At 47.1% G+C, this 18,967-nt stretch carries 16 protein-coding genes; 13 read left to right on the top strand and 3 right to left on the bottom strand.

Features of this window, described 5'->3' with window-relative positions; translation table 11 throughout:
* Positions 1-133 precede the first annotated feature (133 nt).
* The 9 genes from CWM47_RS06805 (at position 134) to CWM47_RS06845 (ending at position 11,643) form a co-directional block, all read left to right on the top strand.
* Positions 134-1,141, top strand: coding sequence for a LacI family DNA-binding transcriptional regulator (locus CWM47_RS06805; RefSeq protein ID WP_100987270.1), 1,008 nt, complete (start codon positions 134-136; stop codon positions 1,139-1,141).
* A 101-nt stretch (positions 1,142-1,242) separates the two neighbouring features.
* Positions 1,243-1,545 carry an ArsR/SmtB family transcription factor gene (locus CWM47_RS06810; RefSeq protein WP_100987271.1) on the top strand — a complete coding sequence of 101 codons (303 nt, stop codon included), beginning with the start codon at positions 1,243-1,245 and terminating at the stop codon, positions 1,543-1,545.
* Between the two features lie 100 nt (positions 1,546-1,645).
* Positions 1,646-2,746, top strand: a complete 1,101-nt coding sequence (locus CWM47_RS06815; protein ID WP_100987272.1) for an NADH:flavin oxidoreductase — start codon at positions 1,646-1,648, stop codon at positions 2,744-2,746.
* Between the two features lie 479 nt (positions 2,747-3,225).
* Complete coding sequence (locus CWM47_RS06820) at positions 3,226-4,050, top strand: N-acetylmuramoyl-L-alanine amidase family protein (RefSeq protein ID WP_317046722.1); 825 nt, start codon at positions 3,226-3,228, stop codon at positions 4,048-4,050.
* A gap of 569 nt (positions 4,051-4,619) precedes the next feature.
* Positions 4,620-5,777: an esterase gene (locus CWM47_RS06825; RefSeq protein WP_100987274.1), complete on the top strand. Its 1,158-nt coding sequence runs from the start codon at positions 4,620-4,622 to the stop codon at positions 5,775-5,777.
* 20 nt (positions 5,778-5,797) lie between these two features.
* The gene (locus tag CWM47_RS06830; RefSeq protein WP_100987275.1) at positions 5,798-6,673 is read left to right on the top strand and encodes an alpha/beta hydrolase; all 876 of its coding nucleotides are present in this window, start codon (positions 5,798-5,800) and stop codon (positions 6,671-6,673) included.
* 12 nt (positions 6,674-6,685) lie between these two features.
* Entirely contained in the window at positions 6,686-8,227 is a 1,542-nt protein-coding gene (locus CWM47_RS06835; RefSeq protein WP_100987276.1) for a carboxylesterase/lipase family protein, read from the top strand.
* Between the two features lie 32 nt (positions 8,228-8,259).
* On the top strand, positions 8,260-10,599 hold the full coding sequence (locus CWM47_RS06840; protein ID WP_100987277.1) for a glycoside hydrolase family 3 protein: 2,340 nt from the start codon (positions 8,260-8,262) through the stop codon (positions 10,597-10,599).
* 27 nt (positions 10,600-10,626) lie between these two features.
* The gene (locus tag CWM47_RS06845; RefSeq protein ID WP_100987278.1) at positions 10,627-11,643 is read left to right on the top strand and encodes a zinc-binding alcohol dehydrogenase family protein; all 1,017 of its coding nucleotides are present in this window, start codon (positions 10,627-10,629) and stop codon (positions 11,641-11,643) included.
* Positions 11,644-11,719: 76 nt separating this feature from the next.
* On the opposite strand, the gene CWM47_RS06850 is transcribed toward CWM47_RS06845, so the two are convergent.
* On the bottom strand, positions 11,720-12,139 hold the full coding sequence (locus tag CWM47_RS06850) for a hypothetical protein (protein WP_100987279.1): 420 nt from the start codon (positions 12,137-12,139) through the stop codon (positions 11,720-11,722).
* Entirely contained in the window at positions 12,136-12,477 is a 342-nt protein-coding gene (locus CWM47_RS06855; protein WP_100987280.1) for a thioredoxin family protein, read from the bottom strand. The genes CWM47_RS06850 and CWM47_RS06855 overlap by 4 nt, the downstream gene beginning before the upstream one ends.
* A gap of 140 nt (positions 12,478-12,617) precedes the next feature.
* Between CWM47_RS06855 and CWM47_RS06860 the strand changes: the two genes are divergently transcribed.
* From CWM47_RS06860 to CWM47_RS06875, 4 genes are all read left to right on the top strand, one after another.
* Positions 12,618-13,835: a PAS domain-containing sensor histidine kinase gene (locus tag CWM47_RS06860; RefSeq protein ID WP_100987281.1), complete on the top strand. Its 1,218-nt coding sequence runs from the start codon at positions 12,618-12,620 to the stop codon at positions 13,833-13,835.
* Positions 13,813-14,859 carry a response regulator gene (locus CWM47_RS06865; protein ID WP_100987282.1) on the top strand — a complete coding sequence of 349 codons (1,047 nt, stop codon included), beginning with the start codon at positions 13,813-13,815 and terminating at the stop codon, positions 14,857-14,859. The genes CWM47_RS06860 and CWM47_RS06865 overlap by 23 nt, the downstream gene beginning before the upstream one ends.
* A gap of 120 nt (positions 14,860-14,979) precedes the next feature.
* Complete coding sequence (dinB, locus tag CWM47_RS06870) at positions 14,980-16,020, top strand: DNA polymerase IV (RefSeq protein WP_240625738.1); 1,041 nt, start codon at positions 14,980-14,982, stop codon at positions 16,018-16,020.
* Positions 16,021-16,753: 733 nt separating this feature from the next.
* Positions 16,754-17,152 (top strand): hypothetical protein, encoded by a 399-nt coding sequence (locus CWM47_RS06875; protein ID WP_157815916.1) that lies wholly within the window; start codon positions 16,754-16,756, stop codon positions 17,150-17,152.
* A 13-nt stretch (positions 17,153-17,165) separates the two neighbouring features.
* Here CWM47_RS06875 and CWM47_RS06880 read toward each other — a convergent pair whose 3' ends face one another.
* Positions 17,166-18,944 carry a DUF885 domain-containing protein gene (locus tag CWM47_RS06880; RefSeq protein WP_100987284.1) on the bottom strand — a complete coding sequence of 593 codons (1,779 nt, stop codon included), beginning with the start codon at positions 18,942-18,944 and terminating at the stop codon, positions 17,166-17,168.
* Positions 18,945-18,967 lie beyond the last annotated feature (23 nt).

Below are 18,967 nucleotides of genomic sequence, written 5' to 3' on the forward strand. Positions count from 1 at the left end.
CGTTATCGGGAACGTTGCCATTTTTTCGGTTTGTCTATAAATGACCGGGCTGAGAGTAGTTGACACGCTAGTTACTCTTATAACAGAAGCGAATTGTCTGCATCACAATTTCTTGCACTTTACGAATATAGGCTTGGATACGATTACAATAAAAGATATCGCCCGTGCATTAAATATCTCAACCTCGACCGTGTCGCGGGCGTTGCGGGATAGCTATGAAATCAATCCCGAAACAAAACGACTGGTAACTGAATATGCTGAGCGGCTCAACTATCGACCGAATCCAATTGCACTCAGTCTGAAAGAAAATCGCAGTCGGGTTATCGGCGTTATCGTCCCTCAGATTGCTAATAATTTTTTCTCACAAGTTATCAATGGGATAGAGGCCATTGCCTATAACCGGGGATATCATGTTATCATTTTCCAGAGTCACGAGTCCTACGAGCGCGAAATGTTGACAGTACAGCAAGCCGTTGCCCGAAGGGCGGATGGGTTGCTGATTTCGCTGGCTAGCGGTACGCACGATGTAACGTACTTACGGGCGTTACAGGAGAAAAAACTTCCGATCGTTCTCTTTGACCGCATCTCGAAAGACCTTGACACATTGAGCGTTACCGCCGACAATTTTGGCGGGGCATTTGCCGCCACAGAACATTTAATAAAAGCTGGCCGACAACGGATTGTTCACCTCACCATGCCTGCCCATATTTCGGTAACGCAGGAACGATTGGCTGGTTACCGGGCTGCGCTGGAGCAATATGGATTGGTGTATGACGAGAATTTAGTTCGATACGGCCAGTTCGGGCCAGATGAAGTAGAGTCCATTGTTGATGAGTTATTGAAACTATCGCCCGATGCGTTCTTTGCCGCCGGTGACCGACTGGCTATTGGGTGTTTATCTGCCCTGAAAAAACGGAATGTAGCCATTCCTGAAACAGTTTCGCTGATTGGATTTACCAATATTACGGTGGCCGATTTACTAGCTCCGGCGATGACCACCGTCGAACAACCGTCACTTGAAATCGGGCAACTTGCTGCCGAGCAATTGATTAATCTGATTGAGGGCAAGAAAACAACGGCCCCGCCGACGTCACTCAAAATTCCAACCCAATTGATAGTGCGGGCCTCGTCGCAGTCGTAACCGTTGGGGAGAATACGCGAATTTTAGCCTTCCCGCTGAACTCAAACGGGAAGTTGCAGTGTTGCATATGGGAATATCGGAAATTATCGATATTGTGCGCTATGAATCAGGTAGACGTCTTCAAAGCCCTTTCCAATAAAACCCGGTTACAAATCCTGACCTGGCTCAAAGAGCCAGAAACGCACTTTCCTGTGCAGGATTTTGGCGAATTGAAGGGTGCTGGCGTGTGCGTAGGACAGATTCAGAGCAAATGCGGGCTCAATCAATCGACCGTTTCGGAATATTTATCACTTCTTCAACGAGTAGGATTGGTTACAGCTACCCGCATTGGTCAATGGACCTATTATAAACGAAATGATGAAGGAGTAGAGGCTCTGAAACAATTCATCCACCAAGACATTTAACCAATCAGCAGTAAATTTTTTATCAACTTATATCGGGACTTTCCGATTTTCCGATAAACGATTCATTAACAAAAGAAGCATAAACACGAGTAAAATTATCATGCAACAAAATCCATTATTTCAGCCATTTCAACTCAAATCACTGAATTTGAGAAATCGAATCGTGATGGCACCAATGACCCGTTCTTTCTCTCCGAATGGGATTCCCGGTACTGATGTCGCTGACTATTACAGTAAACGAGCTGCTGGTGAGGTAGGCCTGATTCTGTCTGAGGGCACCGTAATTGACCGTGTCGCTTCGTCCAATGATCCGAACATTCCCCATTTTTACGGGCAGAACGCTCTGAACGGGTGGCAGCATGTTATTTCGGATGTGCATGATGCAGGCGGGCAGATGGGACCCCAAATCTGGCACATGGGCGTGATGGACAACCATCCTTCGGGCTGGCTTCCCGCAAGCCCTTTTGAAGGACCATCCGGCCTGCTCAAACCCGACCTGACCAATGGTCAAACCATGACAGAATCGGATATAGCCGATACAATTGCTGCTTACGGGCAGGCGGCTGCCAATGCCAAACGTCTTGGTTTCGATACGGTAGAAATTCACGGCGCCCATAGCTACCTGATCGACCAGTTTTTCTGGGATGGAACCAACAAGCGTACGGATAAATATGGCGGCAAAACGCTGGCCGAGCGGAATCGCTTTGCGCTGGAAGTGGTGCAGGAAGTTAGACGGCAAGTGGGCGACGATTTTGCCGTTATTCTGCGGTTATCGCAGTGGAAAACGCAGGATTACACGTATAAACTAGCGAAGACTCCCCAGGAAATGGAAGCGTGGCTGTTGCCATTGGCCGATGCTGGTGTGGATATTTTTCACTGTTCGCAACGTCGTTTCTGGGATGCCGAATTTGACGGTTCCGACCTGAATTTCGCCGGATGGGCCAAAAAGATTACCGGGAAAGCGACTATTACGGTGGGTTCTATTGGCCTGAACGGTGAATTCCTGGCGGCTTTTCGGGGCGAAAGTTCACAACCCAGTTCGCTGGATGAGCTGCTTCGTCGGTTTGATCGGGGTGATTTTGATCTGGCAGCCGTTGGCAGACCTTTACTGGCCGATCCCGAATGGGTACAGAAAATCCATCAAAACCGGATGGATGAATTGAAAGGATTTTCCAAAGAAGCTTTGGCTGAACTGGTGTAAGAAAACCAGTATATATATGCAAAAACAATTGCGTGTCCGTGTCCTCACGGACCCGTTTTGCGTTTGCTTGTGTAGGCCAGCCGGGTGAATGATCCTTTATGACACGGAACAAGGGAGCTATACGATAAGTAAATACATCATTCTGAACAGAATAGGGCTGATTTGCTGTTTATTTGTGACACTATTTGTTGATTACCGTCCGAAGACCAACGTATAAGTCAACTATTTTATATATATTATTCATCAGTCGAATTCGTCTATTGCAACTGTTATCTATACTTATCGTTTCCCTTATCCTATCCGGGACTACTTTTTTGGACGGAACCCATCTTCATTCATCTGGAAGAAGACCGGATGTTAAGGTCAACCGTAAAGCCGACAAAAAAAAGAAAAAAGCAGGCCAGCTTTATCCCCCAAAGAAAAAGATAAATAGAATCCGGACCAGGGAAACGATCAGACCCAGGCACCATTCAACACCATTGACGAAACGCCGAACGGTGCATGCTGTCAAAAAGAGCCGTGTTGCTTTGCCAACAAAGATGGCTACCGCAAAGAAAAAGCTTATTCTGACAGAGACACTGGCCATAATGGGACCCCGATACGCCAAAATTCCGATTCTTGATGGGCAGCTCAGCGGTACGGTATACTATTTGGCGTCGGGACATGGCGGTCCCGATCCGGGGGCTATTGGCCTGTACGGCACCAAACGACTCCCCGAAGATGAATATGCCTACGATGTAACGATTCGACTAGCCCGAACACTCATTCAGCATGGAGCCACGGTTTATATGATCGTGCAGGATCGTAATGATGGTATTCGGGATGCCGCAGTATTACCCATTGACTATGACGAAGTTGCGTATCCGAATCTAACTATACCGCTGAATCAGACGAAACGGCTGAATCAAACGACAACAGCTGTTAATGGCCGGTTTGCCCGTCATAAAGGGAAATACCAGCGGTTCGTCACTATTCACGTCGATAGCCGCAGCAAAGGCGAAACGACTGATGTCTTTTTCTACCACCACCCCGAGAGCAGAGCGGGTTTGAACTTAGCCCGGCATATTCATAAAAAGTTTCAGGCCAATTATAAGCGCTATCAACCCTCCCGACCTTATTTGGGGCGGGTGAGCAGCCGTGGTAGTTTGTACGTGGTGAAGAACAGCCATCCGCCAACTGTTTTTATTGAACTTGGCAACATCCAGAATCAGCAGGATCAACGTCGGTTTTTGCTGGCCGAAAACCGTCAGGCTCTGGCTAACTGGATGTATCAGGGAATGCTGGCTGACTATCAGACCCGGTAATAATTACTCTTTTAGTGTCAGAACGCTGGCTACCGTTTTGTGCGCGTGTGAGGTGTCGGTATGTAGAAGTCGAATTCCTTTTGACCGGTCGCCCGAACTATGTAAGAACAAATCTGAATATCCTCAAATGCCATTTCGGGTAAACCTCGTATTAGGATAGCCGTTTCTGCTCTCCTACAAGTTACGTTCCGTATCTGAAACGACCGTAATAATGGGCAACTTATTGGACTCTACCAAAGTGACATTAAAAGTACGCGCTTACTCAAAGGGAGGCTGACTTTTTTTACGCAATCGTTGCCTGTAGTGATGCCGTCTGCCTAAATCCCATAAATCGTACTAGTAAGTCTGGAAAAATTTACAGGAAATACGGGCAGCTAACTTTATGAATACTAACTTTATGTACTTTTGACACAAAGGAAGTTAGCGTTAATGGCGCGAGGCTCCAGCCTCGTGTCTGTTATTTTCCGGCCTCAGGCCGGTTTACTTAACTTTATTAGAAACCGGCCTGAGGCCGGAAAATAACAGGCACGAGGCTGGAGCCTCGCGCCATCAAGCCAATCCCTAAACACATGAAAAACTCAACCAGTAAACACGCCATCTTTCTGGCCCTTTTCGCATCACTTCTTACCGCCGGAGCAATGGCCCAGATGCCTCAGCGGACACCCACGCCAAACGACACTTTGAAATCGCCAAAGGTAATGGACGACAAGCGGGTGGCTATTCAGATTTATGCGCCAAAAGCCAGCGAAGTAACAGTTGGGGGTGACTTCCTTTCGGGGGGCAAACCTGTTAGCCTGACCAAAAATGAGCAGGGTGTCTGGTCTGCGATCGTGGGGCCGCTTCGGCCGGATTATTATTCGTACACGCTCATGGTGGATGGTGTTCGAACAATGGACCCTAAAAATCCGGTCATCAAACAGGGCATCAGTAGTCTTGAAAACATGATGGCAGTACCCGGTGCCGAAACGGCTTTTGAAGACAATAAAGCCGTTCCGCATGGCGAAGTGCGCGAGGTATGGTATTCATCGGGTTCACTAAATATGATGCGCCGGATGCATGTGTATACGCCACCGGGTTATGAAAAAGGGAATACGAAGTATCCTGTCTTTTATCTATTACACGGGGCAGGTGACGACGATTCTGGCTGGAATACGATTGGTCGGGCCGGGTTCATTATCGACAATTTAATAGCTGCCGGACAGGCAAAACCTATGATTGTTGTAATGCCTAACGGTAGTATGCCCATGCCACCGACTGCTGGAATGAACGGACAAATGATGAATACCATGCGGTCGATGTTTGCCAATGATTTTCTTAATGACATTATGCCCACCGTGGAGAAAACGTACCGCACCCTGACGAATCGCGAAAATCGGGCGCTGGCGGGTTTGTCGATGGGCGGTTTCCAGACGCTGGATGTTTCATTGACCCGGCCCGAGTTATTCAATTATGTGGGTGTGTTTAGTTCAGGTTTCTTCGGTGCATCCATTGATGAGGCTGAAACCAAATATGCCAAAGCCTTGAATGACCCTGCATTCAACAAGAACAAAAAACTGTTCTGGGTGGGTATCGGGAAGGATGATTTCGTGATGGATGCCAACAAAAAAACACTGGCGCTTCTCGACAAACACCAGATTAAATACCAGTATAAAGAAACTACCGGTGGTCATACGTGGATCAACTGGCGGCAGTACCTCAATGAATATACGCCCCTTCTTTTCAAATAAACAACGCTGACTTGTCAAGCATGAAACCAACCCGATTTGTACTCTTACTTAGTCTTTTAAGTTTATCAGTTCTGTCTTTTGCTGCCAAAGTCGATTCGCTGGATATCCCCTCGGCGGTGATGCAGAAAAACCTGCGGGCGGCTGTGGTGCTGCCTAATTCCTATGCCAGAGGCAAGGCGACGTACCCTGTTCTGTACTTACTTCACGGTGGTGGTGGCAAGTTCAACGACTGGCTGAACAAAACGCCCGATAAGATGCTGCTGCATAATCTGGCCGATCAGTATAATATCATCATTGTTACACCGGAGGGAGAAGCGTTAAGTGGGTATCTGGACAGTCCTGTTCAGAAAGACAACCTCTTTGAAACCTACATTACCAAAGAAGTTATCGAGAAGATTGACAACACCTACCGTACGGTTCGCGACCGCAAAGGGCGTGTTATTACGGGCTTGAGCATGGGCGGTCACGGGGCATTGTACCTCTCGGCACGGCACCCTGACCTATATTGTGCCGCTGGTAGCATGAGTGGAGCGTTAGATCTGTCTACTGCGCATTGGAAAATTACCCCCGATTTTGCCAAACAGATAGCCCCTGGTTTTACCCGTATCCTGGGCCCTGTTGGTGCTACTCCCGACCTGTATGCGGCCAACTCGGTCGTGAATATGTCCGATAAGCTGAAAGCCAATGGTTTACCATTAATCATCGACTGTGGCGTTGACGATTTCCTGATCGAACCCAATCGGGAACTGCACCGCCGTTTAGTTTACAACCAGACAGCCCACGATTATACGGAGCATCCGGGTGCCCATACCTGGGACTACTGGGAAAATTCGCTGCCTTCTCACATCCTGTTTTTTAGTAAAATCCTGAAGCAAAACGGGACTGTAGCACCTTAGTTTATTTCTCACATGAAACAACTCATATTTGCCTCTTTACTTTCACTGTCCTTCACTGTAAATAGTCAGTCGCTGGTTGTCAAAACAGCAAATGGACGTATTGAGGGAAGCACCAACAAAGCAGGCGATATTCGGATTTATAAAGGTGTTCCATTTGCAGCTCCACCCGTTGGCGATCTGCGCTGGAAAGCTCCTCAGCCAGTAAAAAACTGGGCCGATGTTCGTAATTGTCAGGCGTTTGGGCCAAGTCCAATGCAGAGTAAGCCCGCGCCCTTTATGTACTGGTCGTCGGAGTTTCTGATTCCCGAACAGCCTATCCGTGAAGATTGCCTCTACCTGAACGTATGGACAGGTGCAAAATCTGCTACCGAAAAAAGGCCGGTTATCGTCTTTATTCCCGGTGGCGGTTTTCGAAGCGGGGGAGGAGCCTGCCCGATTTATGATGGAGAAGCGATGGCCAAAAAAGGCATTGTGTTTGTCAATATCAATTATCGGCTCGGTGTGTTCGGCTTCCTCGCCCACCCCGAACTATCGCAGGAATCCGGTCATCATGCGTCGGGGAATTATGCCCTGCTCGATATGATTGCCGCTTTACAATGGGTGCAGAAGAATATAGCGGCTTTGGGTGGTGATCCCACAAACGTCACCATTGCCGGACAATCGGCGGGGGCGTTTGCCGTCAATTTTTTAACGGCCTCTCCGCTGGCTAAAGGACTGTTTCAAAAGGCTATAGCCGAGAGTGGTGGTAGTTTTGTGGCAAGCCCCATCCGCCCGAAACTAACACTACAGGCAGCCGAACAACAGGGTATTACGTTTGCGAAATCGCTCAGTACTACCTCATTGGCTGAACTCCGGTCGAAATCTGCCGACGATGTTCTGAAAGCAACGGGTGGACTAAGCGCCCCCATTGTTGATGGCTATGTTGTGCCTGAGTCGGTCATGGATATTTATACAAATGGTCGTCAAAGCGATGTTCCACTACTTGTTGGCTGGAATGGTGATGATAAACTTATGGGGCCTCCTGCTAAGGCCGACGCCTACCGGGAACAGGTTGAAAAGCGATTTGGTGATAAGGCTGATGCGTTTTTAGCGGTTTATCCTACTCAAACCGATGAAGAAGCCGCCCAATCGCAGGGGAACAGTAACCGGGATGAATCCTTTGGCATTCAGGATTATACATGGGCCAAAATGCAGACCAAAACCGGGAAGGCACCGGTCTATGTTTACAATTTCAACCGAAATTTACCCGCGTCCGATCCAAAATCGCAGTTTGGTGCGTTTCACTCCGGCGAGATTGTCTATGCCTATAACAACCTGCATACACTAAATCGCCCGTGGGAGCCAATTGACCAGCATATTGCCGATGTGATGTCGTCTTATTGGGCTAATTTTGCTAAAACGGGTAACCCAAACGGCAAGAACCTGCCGAACTGGCCAGTTTATACCCCATCGTCAGATCGCGTCATTGTGATAGATAAAATTATAGATAGCCATCCCTTGCCTACAAAGCCTCAGCTTGCTTTCTGGGAGGCCTATTATGGCATTCAGAATTAGATTATTCCCGAAAAAAGAGTACTAACCTAACGATGAAGAAGCAACACATTTGTATCGGTTTACTGAGTGTCCTCTCTGTATCCGTCACCTTCGGCCAGAACTGGACTGAAAAAAAAGTTGGTAGCTGGACAAAAGTTACGAACAAAGGTGGGCAGACGCTCGGCTATTCGGCAGCTTCGGGTGTGAAACTGTTGATTGACAAAGGGCTCGCATTCAAGGACCTGAACAAGAACGGCAAACTTGACAAATACGAAGACTGGCGTCTCCCGGCCGATGCGCGGGCCAAAGATCTGGCCTCGAAATTATCGGTCGAGCAGATTGCGGGTTTAATGCTTTACAGTAAACACCAACCTATTCCGGCGGCTGCCGGTGGACCATTTGCTGGTACCTATAACGGAAAAATATTTGCGCAGAGTGGCAGCAAGGTTTCTGATTTATCGGATCAGCAAAAGGAATTTTTAACAAAAGACAACCTGCGCCACGTGTTGATCACCTCTGTTCAAAGCCCCGAAGCGGCTGCCGAATGGAACAACAACGCACAGGGGCTGGTCGAAAGCCTTGGTCTGGGTATCCCTATCAATAGCAGCTCCGATCCGCGGCATGGAACCCGCGCCGATGCGGAGTTTAACGCCGGAGCGGGTGGCGCTATTTCCATGTGGCCGGGCTCGCTGGGTTTAGCGGCTACGTTTAACCCGGAGCTGGTTCAGAAATTCGGGCAGATAGCCGCTACAGAATACCGCTCGCTGGGTATTGCTACGGCCCTTTCTCCGCAGATTGATATCGCCACAGACCCCCGCTGGAACCGCGTTAGCGGAACTTTCGGCGAAGACCCAAAACTGGCTACTGACATGGCGCGGGCTTATATCGATGGCTTTCAGACCTCAACGGGAGCCAATGAAATAACCGGTGGCTGGGGCTACTCCAGTGTCAACGCCATGGTAAAACACTGGCCGGGTGGCGGATCGGGCGAGGGTGGTCGTGATGCACACTATGGTTATGGGAAATATGCGGTGTATCCGGGAAAAAATTTCCAGACACACTTTCTCCCATTTCTCGATGGTGCGTTCAAATTGAAAGGAAAAACAGGCTCGGCTTCGGCAGTGATGCCCTATTACACCATCTCATTCGATCAGGATAAAAAGTATGGCGAGAATGTGGGTAATAGCTACAACAAGTACATTATCAACGACTTACTACGAACAAAGTACAAGTATGAGGGCGTTGTTTGTACCGATTGGCTGATTACGGCTGATGAAACAGCGGTCGACGTGTTTCTGACGGGTAAATCATGGGGTGTTGAAAAACTGACCCTTGCAGAGCGGCACTACAAAATCCTGATGAATGGCGTTGATCAGTTTGGTGGCAATAATGAAGCCAAACCCGTTACCGATGCGTACCAGATGGGTGTTAAAGAACATGGCGAAACCTTCATGCGCGCTCGTTTCGAGCAGTCGGCGGTTCGGTTGCTGAAAAATATTTTCCGGGTTGGTCTGTTCGAAAATCCATATCTGGACCCGCAGGTGTCGCAGAAAGCAGTAGGTACGTCCGAGTTCATGAAAGCTGGTTATCAGGCGCAACTGGAATCGGTCGTGATGCTGAAAAACAAAGCCAAGGCATTACCCTTAACCAAAGGGAAGACGGTTTATATCCCGAAACGATTTGTACCGGCTGGTCGTAATTTTCTGGGTATGCAAACCCCCGAAAAGTTGGATTATCCCGTCAATCTGGCGATTGTCAAAAAATATTTTACCGTAACCGACAATCCGGATGAGGCCGATTATGCGCTGGTGTTCATTCAAAGTCCAAATTCGGGAGGAGGGTATGATTCAGAAGAGGCCAAAGCGGGCGGCACGGGTTATGTCCCGGTTAGTTTGCAGTATGGGAACTACACTGCGCAGGGTACTCGTGACCCAAGTATTGCCGGTGGCGACCCAATGGAGAAATTTACGAATCGAACGTACAATGGCAAAACCGCCAAAACTATAAACAACACCGATCTGACGATGGTAACGGAAACCTTCACTAAAATGAAAGGGAAACCCGTAATTGTATCGTTGCAAGTGTCGAACCCAACGGTTGTCCGCGAATTTGAAAAGGAGTCAAATGCTATTCTGGCTCATTTTGGCGTGCAGGACCAGGCATTGCTCGATATAGTAACCGGCTTGAATGAGCCATCGGCACTGTTGCCCATGCAATTTCCTGCAGACATGAAAACAGTAGAAGCACAGGCCGAAGACGTTCCCCGTGATATGGCACCCTATGTTGATTCGGCTGGAAATAGCTACGATTTTGGCTTTGGTTTGAATTGGAAAGGCGTTATTAATGATGCGCGAACGGCGGTTTATAAAAAATCTGTTTTAAGTAGCCGATAGTGAAATCTTTGTTAGAAATACATCAATATGGAGTCGTTAGTGTGTGTTACCCCACGAAAGTTTACGTACCAGCAAGCCGTAAAGCCAGTTCTTACACCCGGTCAGGCTATCCTGAAAATCCGGCGCATTGGTATTTGCGGGACAGACTTACACGCGTTTGAAGGCACACAGCCATTTTTCAATTACCCTCGTATTCTAGGCCATGAGTTAGCCGCCGATCTGGTCGAAGCGGATGGCGCCCCCGATTTCGTGCCCGGTGAGGCTGTTACCTTCATTCCCTACTTCAACTGTGGACACTGCATTGCCTGCCGGTCTGGCAAACCCAATTGCTGCTCTCAACTTAAGACCCTGGGTGTTCATATTGATGGCGGCATGGTCGAATACCTGTCTGTACCGTCTTATTCACTGGTTCATGGTAATGGGCTCAGTCACGACGAACTGGCGTTGGTAGAACCCCTTGCCATTGGTGCTCATGGCGTTCGACGGGCAGCTATCCAACCGGGCGAACATGTGCTGGTTGTGGGAGCAGGTCCTATTGGGTTGGGTACGATGGAGTTTGCCCGCATTGATGGGGGCATCGTTATTGCGCTGGATATCAACGAAGAAAGGCTCGATTTTTGTCGCAATCGGCTAGGTGTTCATTACACAATAAATGCTCAGTCGCCGGATGTTTTCGAGCGACTTGCGGCAATTACCAACGGCGATATGCCAACTGTGATCATTGATGCTACAGGAAGCCTGCGTGCCATCAACACCGCTTTTTCGTACATGGCCCACGGCGGCCGCTATGTACTGGTAGGTTTACAAAAGAGTGAAATCAGCGTTAGCCACCCCGAATTTCATAAGCGGGAGGCTACCCTGATGAGCAGCCGGAATGCCACGCGGGCTGACTTCGAGCATGTGATTGCCAGTATGAAAGCCGGGCTGGTTGAGCCAACAAACTACATTACGCACCGGGTCCGATTCGATCAAATAGAAGCTGATTTCGAAAGCTGGCTAAATCCCGATACGGGAGTTATCAAAGCAATGGCGTCTCTGGGCTAAGTTGTTAGTGTATAAATAAAAAGGATGGCCTGTTCTGGAACAGGCCATCCTTTTTATTTATACACTGATTATTTGTTTACATCAAATTCAGACTCATCATACCTGAAAAAAACTGTAGGCAACCATCTTTAACGCGTGAAAAGTCATTCATTAATTTGGCAGCATGTCGTTCAATCGTTGCCGACAGTCCAAACCGGGTGCTGACACAAGCCATATTTTCTGACTGATGCAGGCACTCGTTGCCTTCGCAAATCATATCCCGGCGTAGTTGTTTGATATCAGATTGCAGGTGATTTAAGGCTCGATAGTAATCGACGGCATCGTAGCGCAGGCTGCGGCAATTATACTGCTCCATAACATCGTGTAACAAAGAACGGAGTTGAAGGATTTCTTCTTCCTGCCGACGGATTACCTGTTGCCAGTGCTGATGGTCGTGATGGCAGCTTTCTGTTGTTATGGGTGAAGTGGATAAATTTTTTGCGATTGCCTGATTCATAATGCTATGCTGTTAAGGTTTTTAAGAAGCGCTTCTTGTATCTGTTTATGTAAATGGCTGAATAAACCGGGCGTGTTGATCGGGCCGGTATGCTGCCATAATTCCTCTCCCTGCTGCAATAGGGCAAAAGCAGGTAAGGAGGTAAAGTTAAAACTACGAACCACTTCGGGATGAGTCGCTTCATTGACCTGCATGACTTGTAACGTCGAGTCCGAAACGGAGCGAATCATTTCCAATAACTGATTCAACTCAGCCTCCAAATTCGAAACGACGGGTGCGCATACAAGCAGAATAGGTAAGGGTGAGGCCGCTGTTAGCGACGCCGAATGAGATGCCATGACAATAAGCCGGTTATTAGCTGTAAAGATGCTATTCTTCTCCTTTTTGGATAGTGAGTTAGATCAGGTTTAAGGCTGATATTACTCAGTTTCATTAAAATAGGAAACAGTTACTTTGCATACTGAAATGGCGAATTGGTATGACTGGGGACTCCTTTGAAGCGGTTTTTACACACGCTACGATTGCAATCATTGTTTCGGATGAGCGGGGGAAAATCAAATCAGCGAATCAGTATGCCCATACATTATTCGGCTATAAGGAGCCGGAGATGACTAATATCAATATTGATACCCTTGTTCCTAAGGATGTTAGCCATCGTCATGAACACTTGAGGTCTACGTTTGCGGCAAATCCACAGGTACGTGCAATGGGACATGGTCGTGACCTTTATGCCAAACGTAAAGACGAAACGGTGTTTCCGGCCGAAATCAGCCTGAGTTACTTTCGCCAGGCTGGCGACTTGTTTGTAGTAGCTTATATACTCGATATCACGTTTAAAAAAGATGCGGAACGAGCACTGCTTGAACAAAAAAGCCGGATCGAGCAACTCAATGCGGAGTTAGAACAGAAGGTTGTCAATCGCACACGGGCTCTCATGGCCACTTTACATCAACTGGAGCAGTCTAAAGATGAACTGGCAAAAGCCCTGGCTACCGAGCGTGAATTGGGCGAGTTGAAGTCCCGCTTTGTTGCAATGGCCTCGCATGAGTTCCGGACTCCCCTAAGTGCTGTAATGACTTCCGCATCGCTAATTGAAAAATACCCTGAGTCGGATCAGCAGGATAAGCGGCTTCGGCATATTCAACGAATCAAATCATCAGTCAATCATCTCAATGATATCCTTGAAGAATTTTTGTCGGTAGGCAAGCTCGAAGAAGGTCGTATTGACGCTAGATGGTCTTTGGTCGATCTGCCTTCGCTTGTTCAGGAAGCTACGTCGGATTTGCAGGGTATTCTGAAAATGGGCCAACGTATTGAAACAAATTTTGACTGCATAAAACCTGTACTTTCCGATCCATCGCTTTTGCGAAAGATTCTGGTCAATATCTTATCGAATTCAATTAAATACTCAGCCGAGAATCAAACTATTCAACTAGAGGTGTGCTGTCGGGAGTCAACCATGACAATCCTTGTAAAGGACAATGGTATTGGCATTTCGGCCGATGATCAAAAGCACCTGTTTGAGCGATTTTTCCGAGCTAAAAATGCGACCAATTTTGAAGGTACAGGACTTGGTTTGCACATTGTCGCTAAGTATATCGAAATATTAAAAGGTAGAATAGACCTCACTAGTCAGCTAGGCGAAGGTACTACGATTATCATCCTACTGCCCTATGAAAACCATTCTATTAATTGAGGACAACACCATTATTCGGGAAAATACGGCAGAGATTCTGGAGTTGGCAGGTTACCGTGTGCTTACAGCACTGAACGGAAAAATAGGTGTCGAACTAGCTCTGGCAGATCGCCCTGATCTCATTATTTGCGACATCATGATGCCGGTTTTGGATGGCTATGGTGTGCTTCATATCGTTAATAAAAACCCAGCCCTTACGGGTATTCCGTTTATTTTTCTGACGGCAAAATCAGAACGAATCGACTTCAGGCGCGGTATGGAAATGGGCGCAGACGATTACCTGACAAAACCCTTTGATGATAGTGAACTCCTAAGCGCTGTAGAAGGACGATTAAATCGGTTTGTTAATCTACAAACCGGTCAGCCGAAAAGTAAGGAAGACAGTGTAAAGTCTGGAGATGATGAAGACGCTGGTCTGCATACACTGCCCGCTAATCGGAAACTTCATCGGGTTCTAAAAAAGCAATTTGTTTATAGCGAAGGTGATGAGCCTGCGAGGATATACTACCTGAAAAGTGGCCGGGTAAAAACGATACGGGCCAATAATGATGGAAAGGAATTGGTTACGGGTTTGTATGGGACCGACGATTTTTTTGGTTATCTGGCCTTGCTGGAAGAAACAAATTACACGGATTCGGCTCTAACGCTCGAAGACTCCGAACTTGTCTATATTCCTAAGGAAGATTTTCTGAACTATCTGGCCACTAAACCCGGAGCGGGGCGACATTTTGTAAGCTTATTGGCGGGAAATGTCAGTGAAAAGGAAAATCAGTTATTGAGCATGGCCTACGGGTCATTACGTAGACGAGTGGGAGACACATTGCTGCGATTGAGCCTGTCGCCAACTGGTGAGCCAACAATGCCCATCAAGCTTTCGCGTGATGATCTGGCGGCTGTGATTGGTACTGCTACCGAGTCCCTGATTCGTATTTTGACCGAATTTAAACAGGATAACCTTATCGAAATAAGTAACGCAGGAATACGAATCCTGGAACCCAATAAATTGAGAACGGCCAATTGGTAGGACGAGTTTTTACTATTTCTGGTTAACTTGTATGACGTATCAGGTAGATATGTGTCAACAGTTGAATCGGAGAACTGGGTCGTGGATCAGCCAGCTACTAGAAAGATAATTCACATTGATATGGATGCTTTTTATGCATCCGTTGAACAGCGGGATAATCCGGAATTAAGAAATAAGCCACTTGCCGTGGGTGGCTCCCGCGAACGGGGCGTGGTAGCGGCAGCCAGCTATGAGGCCCGCCAATTCGGTGTCCGTTCAGCAATGGCCTCTTCCATTGCCCTGCGCAAATGCCCTGATTTGCTTTTCGTTAAACCCCGTTTTGACGTTTACAAAGCCGTTTCCAGCCAGATAAAGTCAATTTTTGCGCAGTATACCGACCTGATCGAGCCTCTCTCACTAGACGAAGCTTATCTGGACGTGACAGATAGCTTGTTGAGTAACACCTCAGCCACACAAATTGCCCAAACGATTAAGGAGCAAATTAAACGAGAAACCCAGTTAACGGCTTCGGCGGGGGTATCCTACAATAAATTTCTGGCTAAACTGGCTTCCGATCATCGTAAACCTGACGGTCTCTTTGTGATTAAGCCACATCAGGGGCTTGCCTTTGTTGAGGGGTTGCGCATAGAGCAGTTTCATGGCGTTGGCAGTGTAACCGCTGCCAAAATGAATCAACTTGGCATCTTTACCGGTCTGGATTTACGCCAGCAAACAGAGGCCTTTTTGACCCGTCATTTTGGTAAAGTAGGCCATCACTATTTTTGTATTGCCCGAGCAATAGACTACCGGCCTGTAACGGCCAATCGAGTGCGAAAGTCGGTGGGTTCAGAAACGACCTTCGCACAGGATTTAATCGAAGAATCAGCGTTAGCCGAAGCGCTGCAACCGTTGATTGATAGTGTGTGGGGGCATTGTGAGCGAACGGGTATTCGAGGCCGAACCGTTACCCTAAAAGTGAAGTACACTGATTTTGCACAAATTACCCGTAGCCGCACTACGCTGAGTCTAATGACAGAGACTACACAATTCAGGCAAATTGCACTGGAATTGCTGGAGTCTATCCATCCACTGCAAAAGGGGGTTCGCCTGCTGGGCGTGTCTTTGTCAAATTTGCAAACAGGCACTACGTTAGAGAGTGGCCAATTAACCCTCGACTTATAATACAAAAAAAGTCCATGCTTTTTGCATAGACCTTTTTTGTAGAACAACATGTATCGACCCTATAACTCAAAAACTATCTGCATAAAGCTTTGATAATGAGTTAGAGGGGATGAGGGTAGGCGCTATTTTTTGTTCCCATACTAGTTTTTTATAATGACCTAACAATTGCTCGAAAGCCAGTATAGTCAACGGATTACTAGCGTCAGATTTCTGTTTGTTGAAGAGTTGTTTTTTCTTGTCCATCAGTCAGCATATGGATCGCTTTAATTATCTCAAAGGTAAAGTTTAAATCAATTAAGTATTGGCAATACGCTTAGAAAATGATTATATGGTAAAAGTAGTGTAGTTTAATTTACTGATATATGCATTAGCAAACTGATAAGTTCCTTTAGTCAACTATTCGTTAAACTAGTGGAGAGTAGTGTTTTTACTAAATGGTTTGCCGTTTATACTAAAAGTTCAAGGTTGCCTTAGCTTATACTATACCTTTAACCAGTCCCTATTTATTTGTGTCGGTTTTCTTCATGCGTAAATCATTGTTGATAACTCTTCTGGTAGCTGCGATTATGATGCCTCTCTGTCTGTTAGGCTACCTCGATTCGTTTATACTGGTTCCTATATGCCTGATAGTCCTTTTGTATATGATGGGAAGAGATGCACGCAAAAAGTAAAACATTTTAATTCGTAAAACGGTATGATTTGTTGGGTAAATGTATCAGGCCTTTCAATCAGCATGAATAACTCAATAGAAAAAATTTATGAGTGGCTGCTTCTCCATATGGGTAGTGAAGCTAACTATTACACCATCCTGAATTGCCATCGTGCTGCCACAGCTGAAGGAGTTCCTTACTTGCGTATAATGGGTCGGCTACACGAATTTAAGGTGGTCAACCTGCTCATTTATTCTGGACAAGTCCCTGATTTATCAGCATTCGGGAAAGTTGATGAACTAAACAACGAACAGACACAGCAACTAAGCTTTGCCAGTCAGCAACAAGTGATCGAGTATCTGACAACCGGAGTGATGACCAATATGGCCTCCCAAACCGGCGTAGACTCGTTTCGTGTTTTAATTTTGGCCCCAACTGGTGATGCTGGCGAAATTACATTTCCGCCAGAACATACGACCTAGTATGTTGTAGGGACTACTTCTGCCGGGTTGCCCAGGCATCCATTTTGTGTTCCAGCACATCCAGGGGCATACAGCCATCTTTGAGAAACTCCTCGTGGAAAGCGGCCAGGCTAAATTTGTCGCCGAGTTGCTTTTCATACTTACTGCGGAGTTCTCTGATTTTCAACGCCCCAATTTTATACGACAATGCCTGTCCTGGAATAGCCATATACCGCTCAATTTCGGCAGTAGCTCCCTGTTCCGAAATTGGCTCATTGGCCATCATATACTTGATCGCTTCTTCGCGGGTCATTTGTTTGGTATGCAAACCCACATCAACGACCAGCCGGATTGCCCGGTGTATCTCATCACCCAGCGCACCCATATACTGATAGGGATCGGTATACAACCCTAACTCTTTACCCAGCGATTCGCAATACAACGCCCAGCCTTCTCCATAGGCACCGTACCAGGCAAATCGCCGAAATTTGGGCAAACTGGTGTTCTCCTGCTGCAACGATACCTGATAATGGTGACCTGGAATGGCTTCGTGTAGAAACAACGATTCCATTCCCGACGTGATATTGAACTTGGTTGCATCGGGAATGGGAACGTAGAAAATGCCCGGCCGACTGCCATCCGCTGAAGCTTGGTTGTACTCCGCACTGGCCGAGGCTTCGCGGAATTTCTCGGTTTGCCGAATCTCGAATTTTGATTTGGGTGTGCTAATGAAGTCTTTTTTCAGGTTCGGCTCGATCTTCGCTAAAATCGTCTGGAAGGCATCCAGCACGTCTTTTGGCTTTTTGTAGGGATAAAATTTCCTGTCCGTTTTTAGATGGGTGAAAAACTGATCCAGACTGCCATTAAAGCCAACCTGCGTTTTTACTTTCTCCATTTCAGACCGAATTCGAGCTACTTCTGTTAACCCGATCTGATGGATCTGGTCTGGCGTATCATTTGTTGTAGTCCAGGTTCTGACCAGATACCGGTATAATTCCGGGCCTTGCGGTAATACGTTGATGCCGGATGTGGTACGGGCTTTAGGTAAATAGTCGTCTTTCAGAAAAGTACCAAGCTTTCGGTAGGTAGGGACAATTTGTTCGCTGATAGCTTTTTTGTAGGATGCCGTCAGGCGGTCTTTGTCGGCAGCACTAAACGTTTTGGGAAGTTTTTGGATGGGGCCGTAAAAAAGGCTTTTTGTGGGATCGCTAACCACCAGATCGGTCATTTGCGGAATCATCTTCACAACCAGGCTTTTAGGCAACACCCGCCCGCTAACCATGCCTTTCCGAAAGGCTGCAATGGCGGTATCGCCCCAAACGGCAAAGGCAGAAGCGCGCTTTATCCAATCGTCATAATCTTTTACCGTTTTGAAGGGTTGTGCGCCTTCGCCACTGCCTAACTGACCGAAGGTAAGCGTTAGCCCCGTAAACTGGTTAAATGGAATTTCTTCCTGGTGGAATGCGTATTGCTCCAGTTGTAGCGCCAGTTCACGTTTTAGAATATCATAGGAAATCTTGTCTTCGTCTGATAGTTTCGCCCGGTCAAAGGTGTTGAGTTTTTCCTGCGTACCTGTGTAAAATGACTTTGTTTCGGTTATAAATGCCTGCGAGATGTCGTTGGGCAATTGGTCATTATAGCGATTGTCTCCCTGTTGTGTGGCCTCAACGGGGAAAAGTTTTAATCGTTGCTCAAAATAATTGTCCAGTACAGTGGCGAACTCGGTGTTGGCCGCTGTTGTCTGTTCATTTTTGGGAGAGTTGCACCCGATCATTGTAGCCAGAAGTAGGGATAGTAGAAAGCGCTGTTTCATATGTACTGGTTTATAAAAGGCTA

This window comes from Spirosoma pollinicola, from assembly GCF_002831565.1.
In the GTDB taxonomy this organism is placed as follows: Bacteria; Bacteroidota; Bacteroidia; order Cytophagales; family Spirosomataceae; genus Spirosoma; species Spirosoma pollinicola.

Excerpts from the sequence above, each read along its gene's own strand:
- CWM47_RS06810 (WP_100987271.1), top strand. The coding sequence starts at position 1,243 with ATGAATCAGGTAGACGTCTTCAAAGCCCTTTCCAATAAAACCCGGTTA.
- CWM47_RS06815 (WP_100987272.1), top strand. The coding sequence starts at position 1,646 with ATGCAACAAAATCCATTATTTCAGCCATTTCAACTCAAATCACTGAAT.
- CWM47_RS06825 (WP_100987274.1), top strand. The coding sequence starts at position 4,620 with ATGAAAAACTCAACCAGTAAACACGCCATCTTTCTGGCCCTTTTCGCA.
- CWM47_RS06830 (WP_100987275.1), top strand. The coding sequence starts at position 5,798 with ATGAAACCAACCCGATTTGTACTCTTACTTAGTCTTTTAAGTTTATCA.
- CWM47_RS06835 (WP_100987276.1), top strand. The coding sequence starts at position 6,686 with ATGAAACAACTCATATTTGCCTCTTTACTTTCACTGTCCTTCACTGTA.
- CWM47_RS06840 (WP_100987277.1), top strand. The coding sequence starts at position 8,260 with ATGAAGAAGCAACACATTTGTATCGGTTTACTGAGTGTCCTCTCTGTA.
- CWM47_RS06845 (WP_100987278.1), top strand. The coding sequence starts at position 10,627 with ATGGAGTCGTTAGTGTGTGTTACCCCACGAAAGTTTACGTACCAGCAA.
- CWM47_RS06850 (WP_100987279.1), bottom strand. The coding sequence starts at position 12,139 with ATGAATCAGGCAATCGCAAAAAATTTATCCACTTCACCCATAACAACA.
- CWM47_RS06855 (WP_100987280.1), bottom strand. The coding sequence starts at position 12,477 with ATGGCATCTCATTCGGCGTCGCTAACAGCGGCCTCACCCTTACCTATT.
- CWM47_RS06860 (WP_100987281.1), top strand. The coding sequence starts at position 12,618 with ATGACTGGGGACTCCTTTGAAGCGGTTTTTACACACGCTACGATTGCA.
- CWM47_RS06865 (WP_100987282.1), top strand. The coding sequence starts at position 13,813 with ATGAAAACCATTCTATTAATTGAGGACAACACCATTATTCGGGAAAAT.
- dinB (WP_240625738.1), top strand. The coding sequence starts at position 14,980 with ATGGATGCTTTTTATGCATCCGTTGAACAGCGGGATAATCCGGAATTA.
- CWM47_RS06875 (WP_157815916.1), top strand. The coding sequence starts at position 16,754 with ATGAATAACTCAATAGAAAAAATTTATGAGTGGCTGCTTCTCCATATG.
- CWM47_RS06880 (WP_100987284.1), bottom strand. The coding sequence starts at position 18,944 with ATGAAACAGCGCTTTCTACTATCCCTACTTCTGGCTACAATGATCGGG.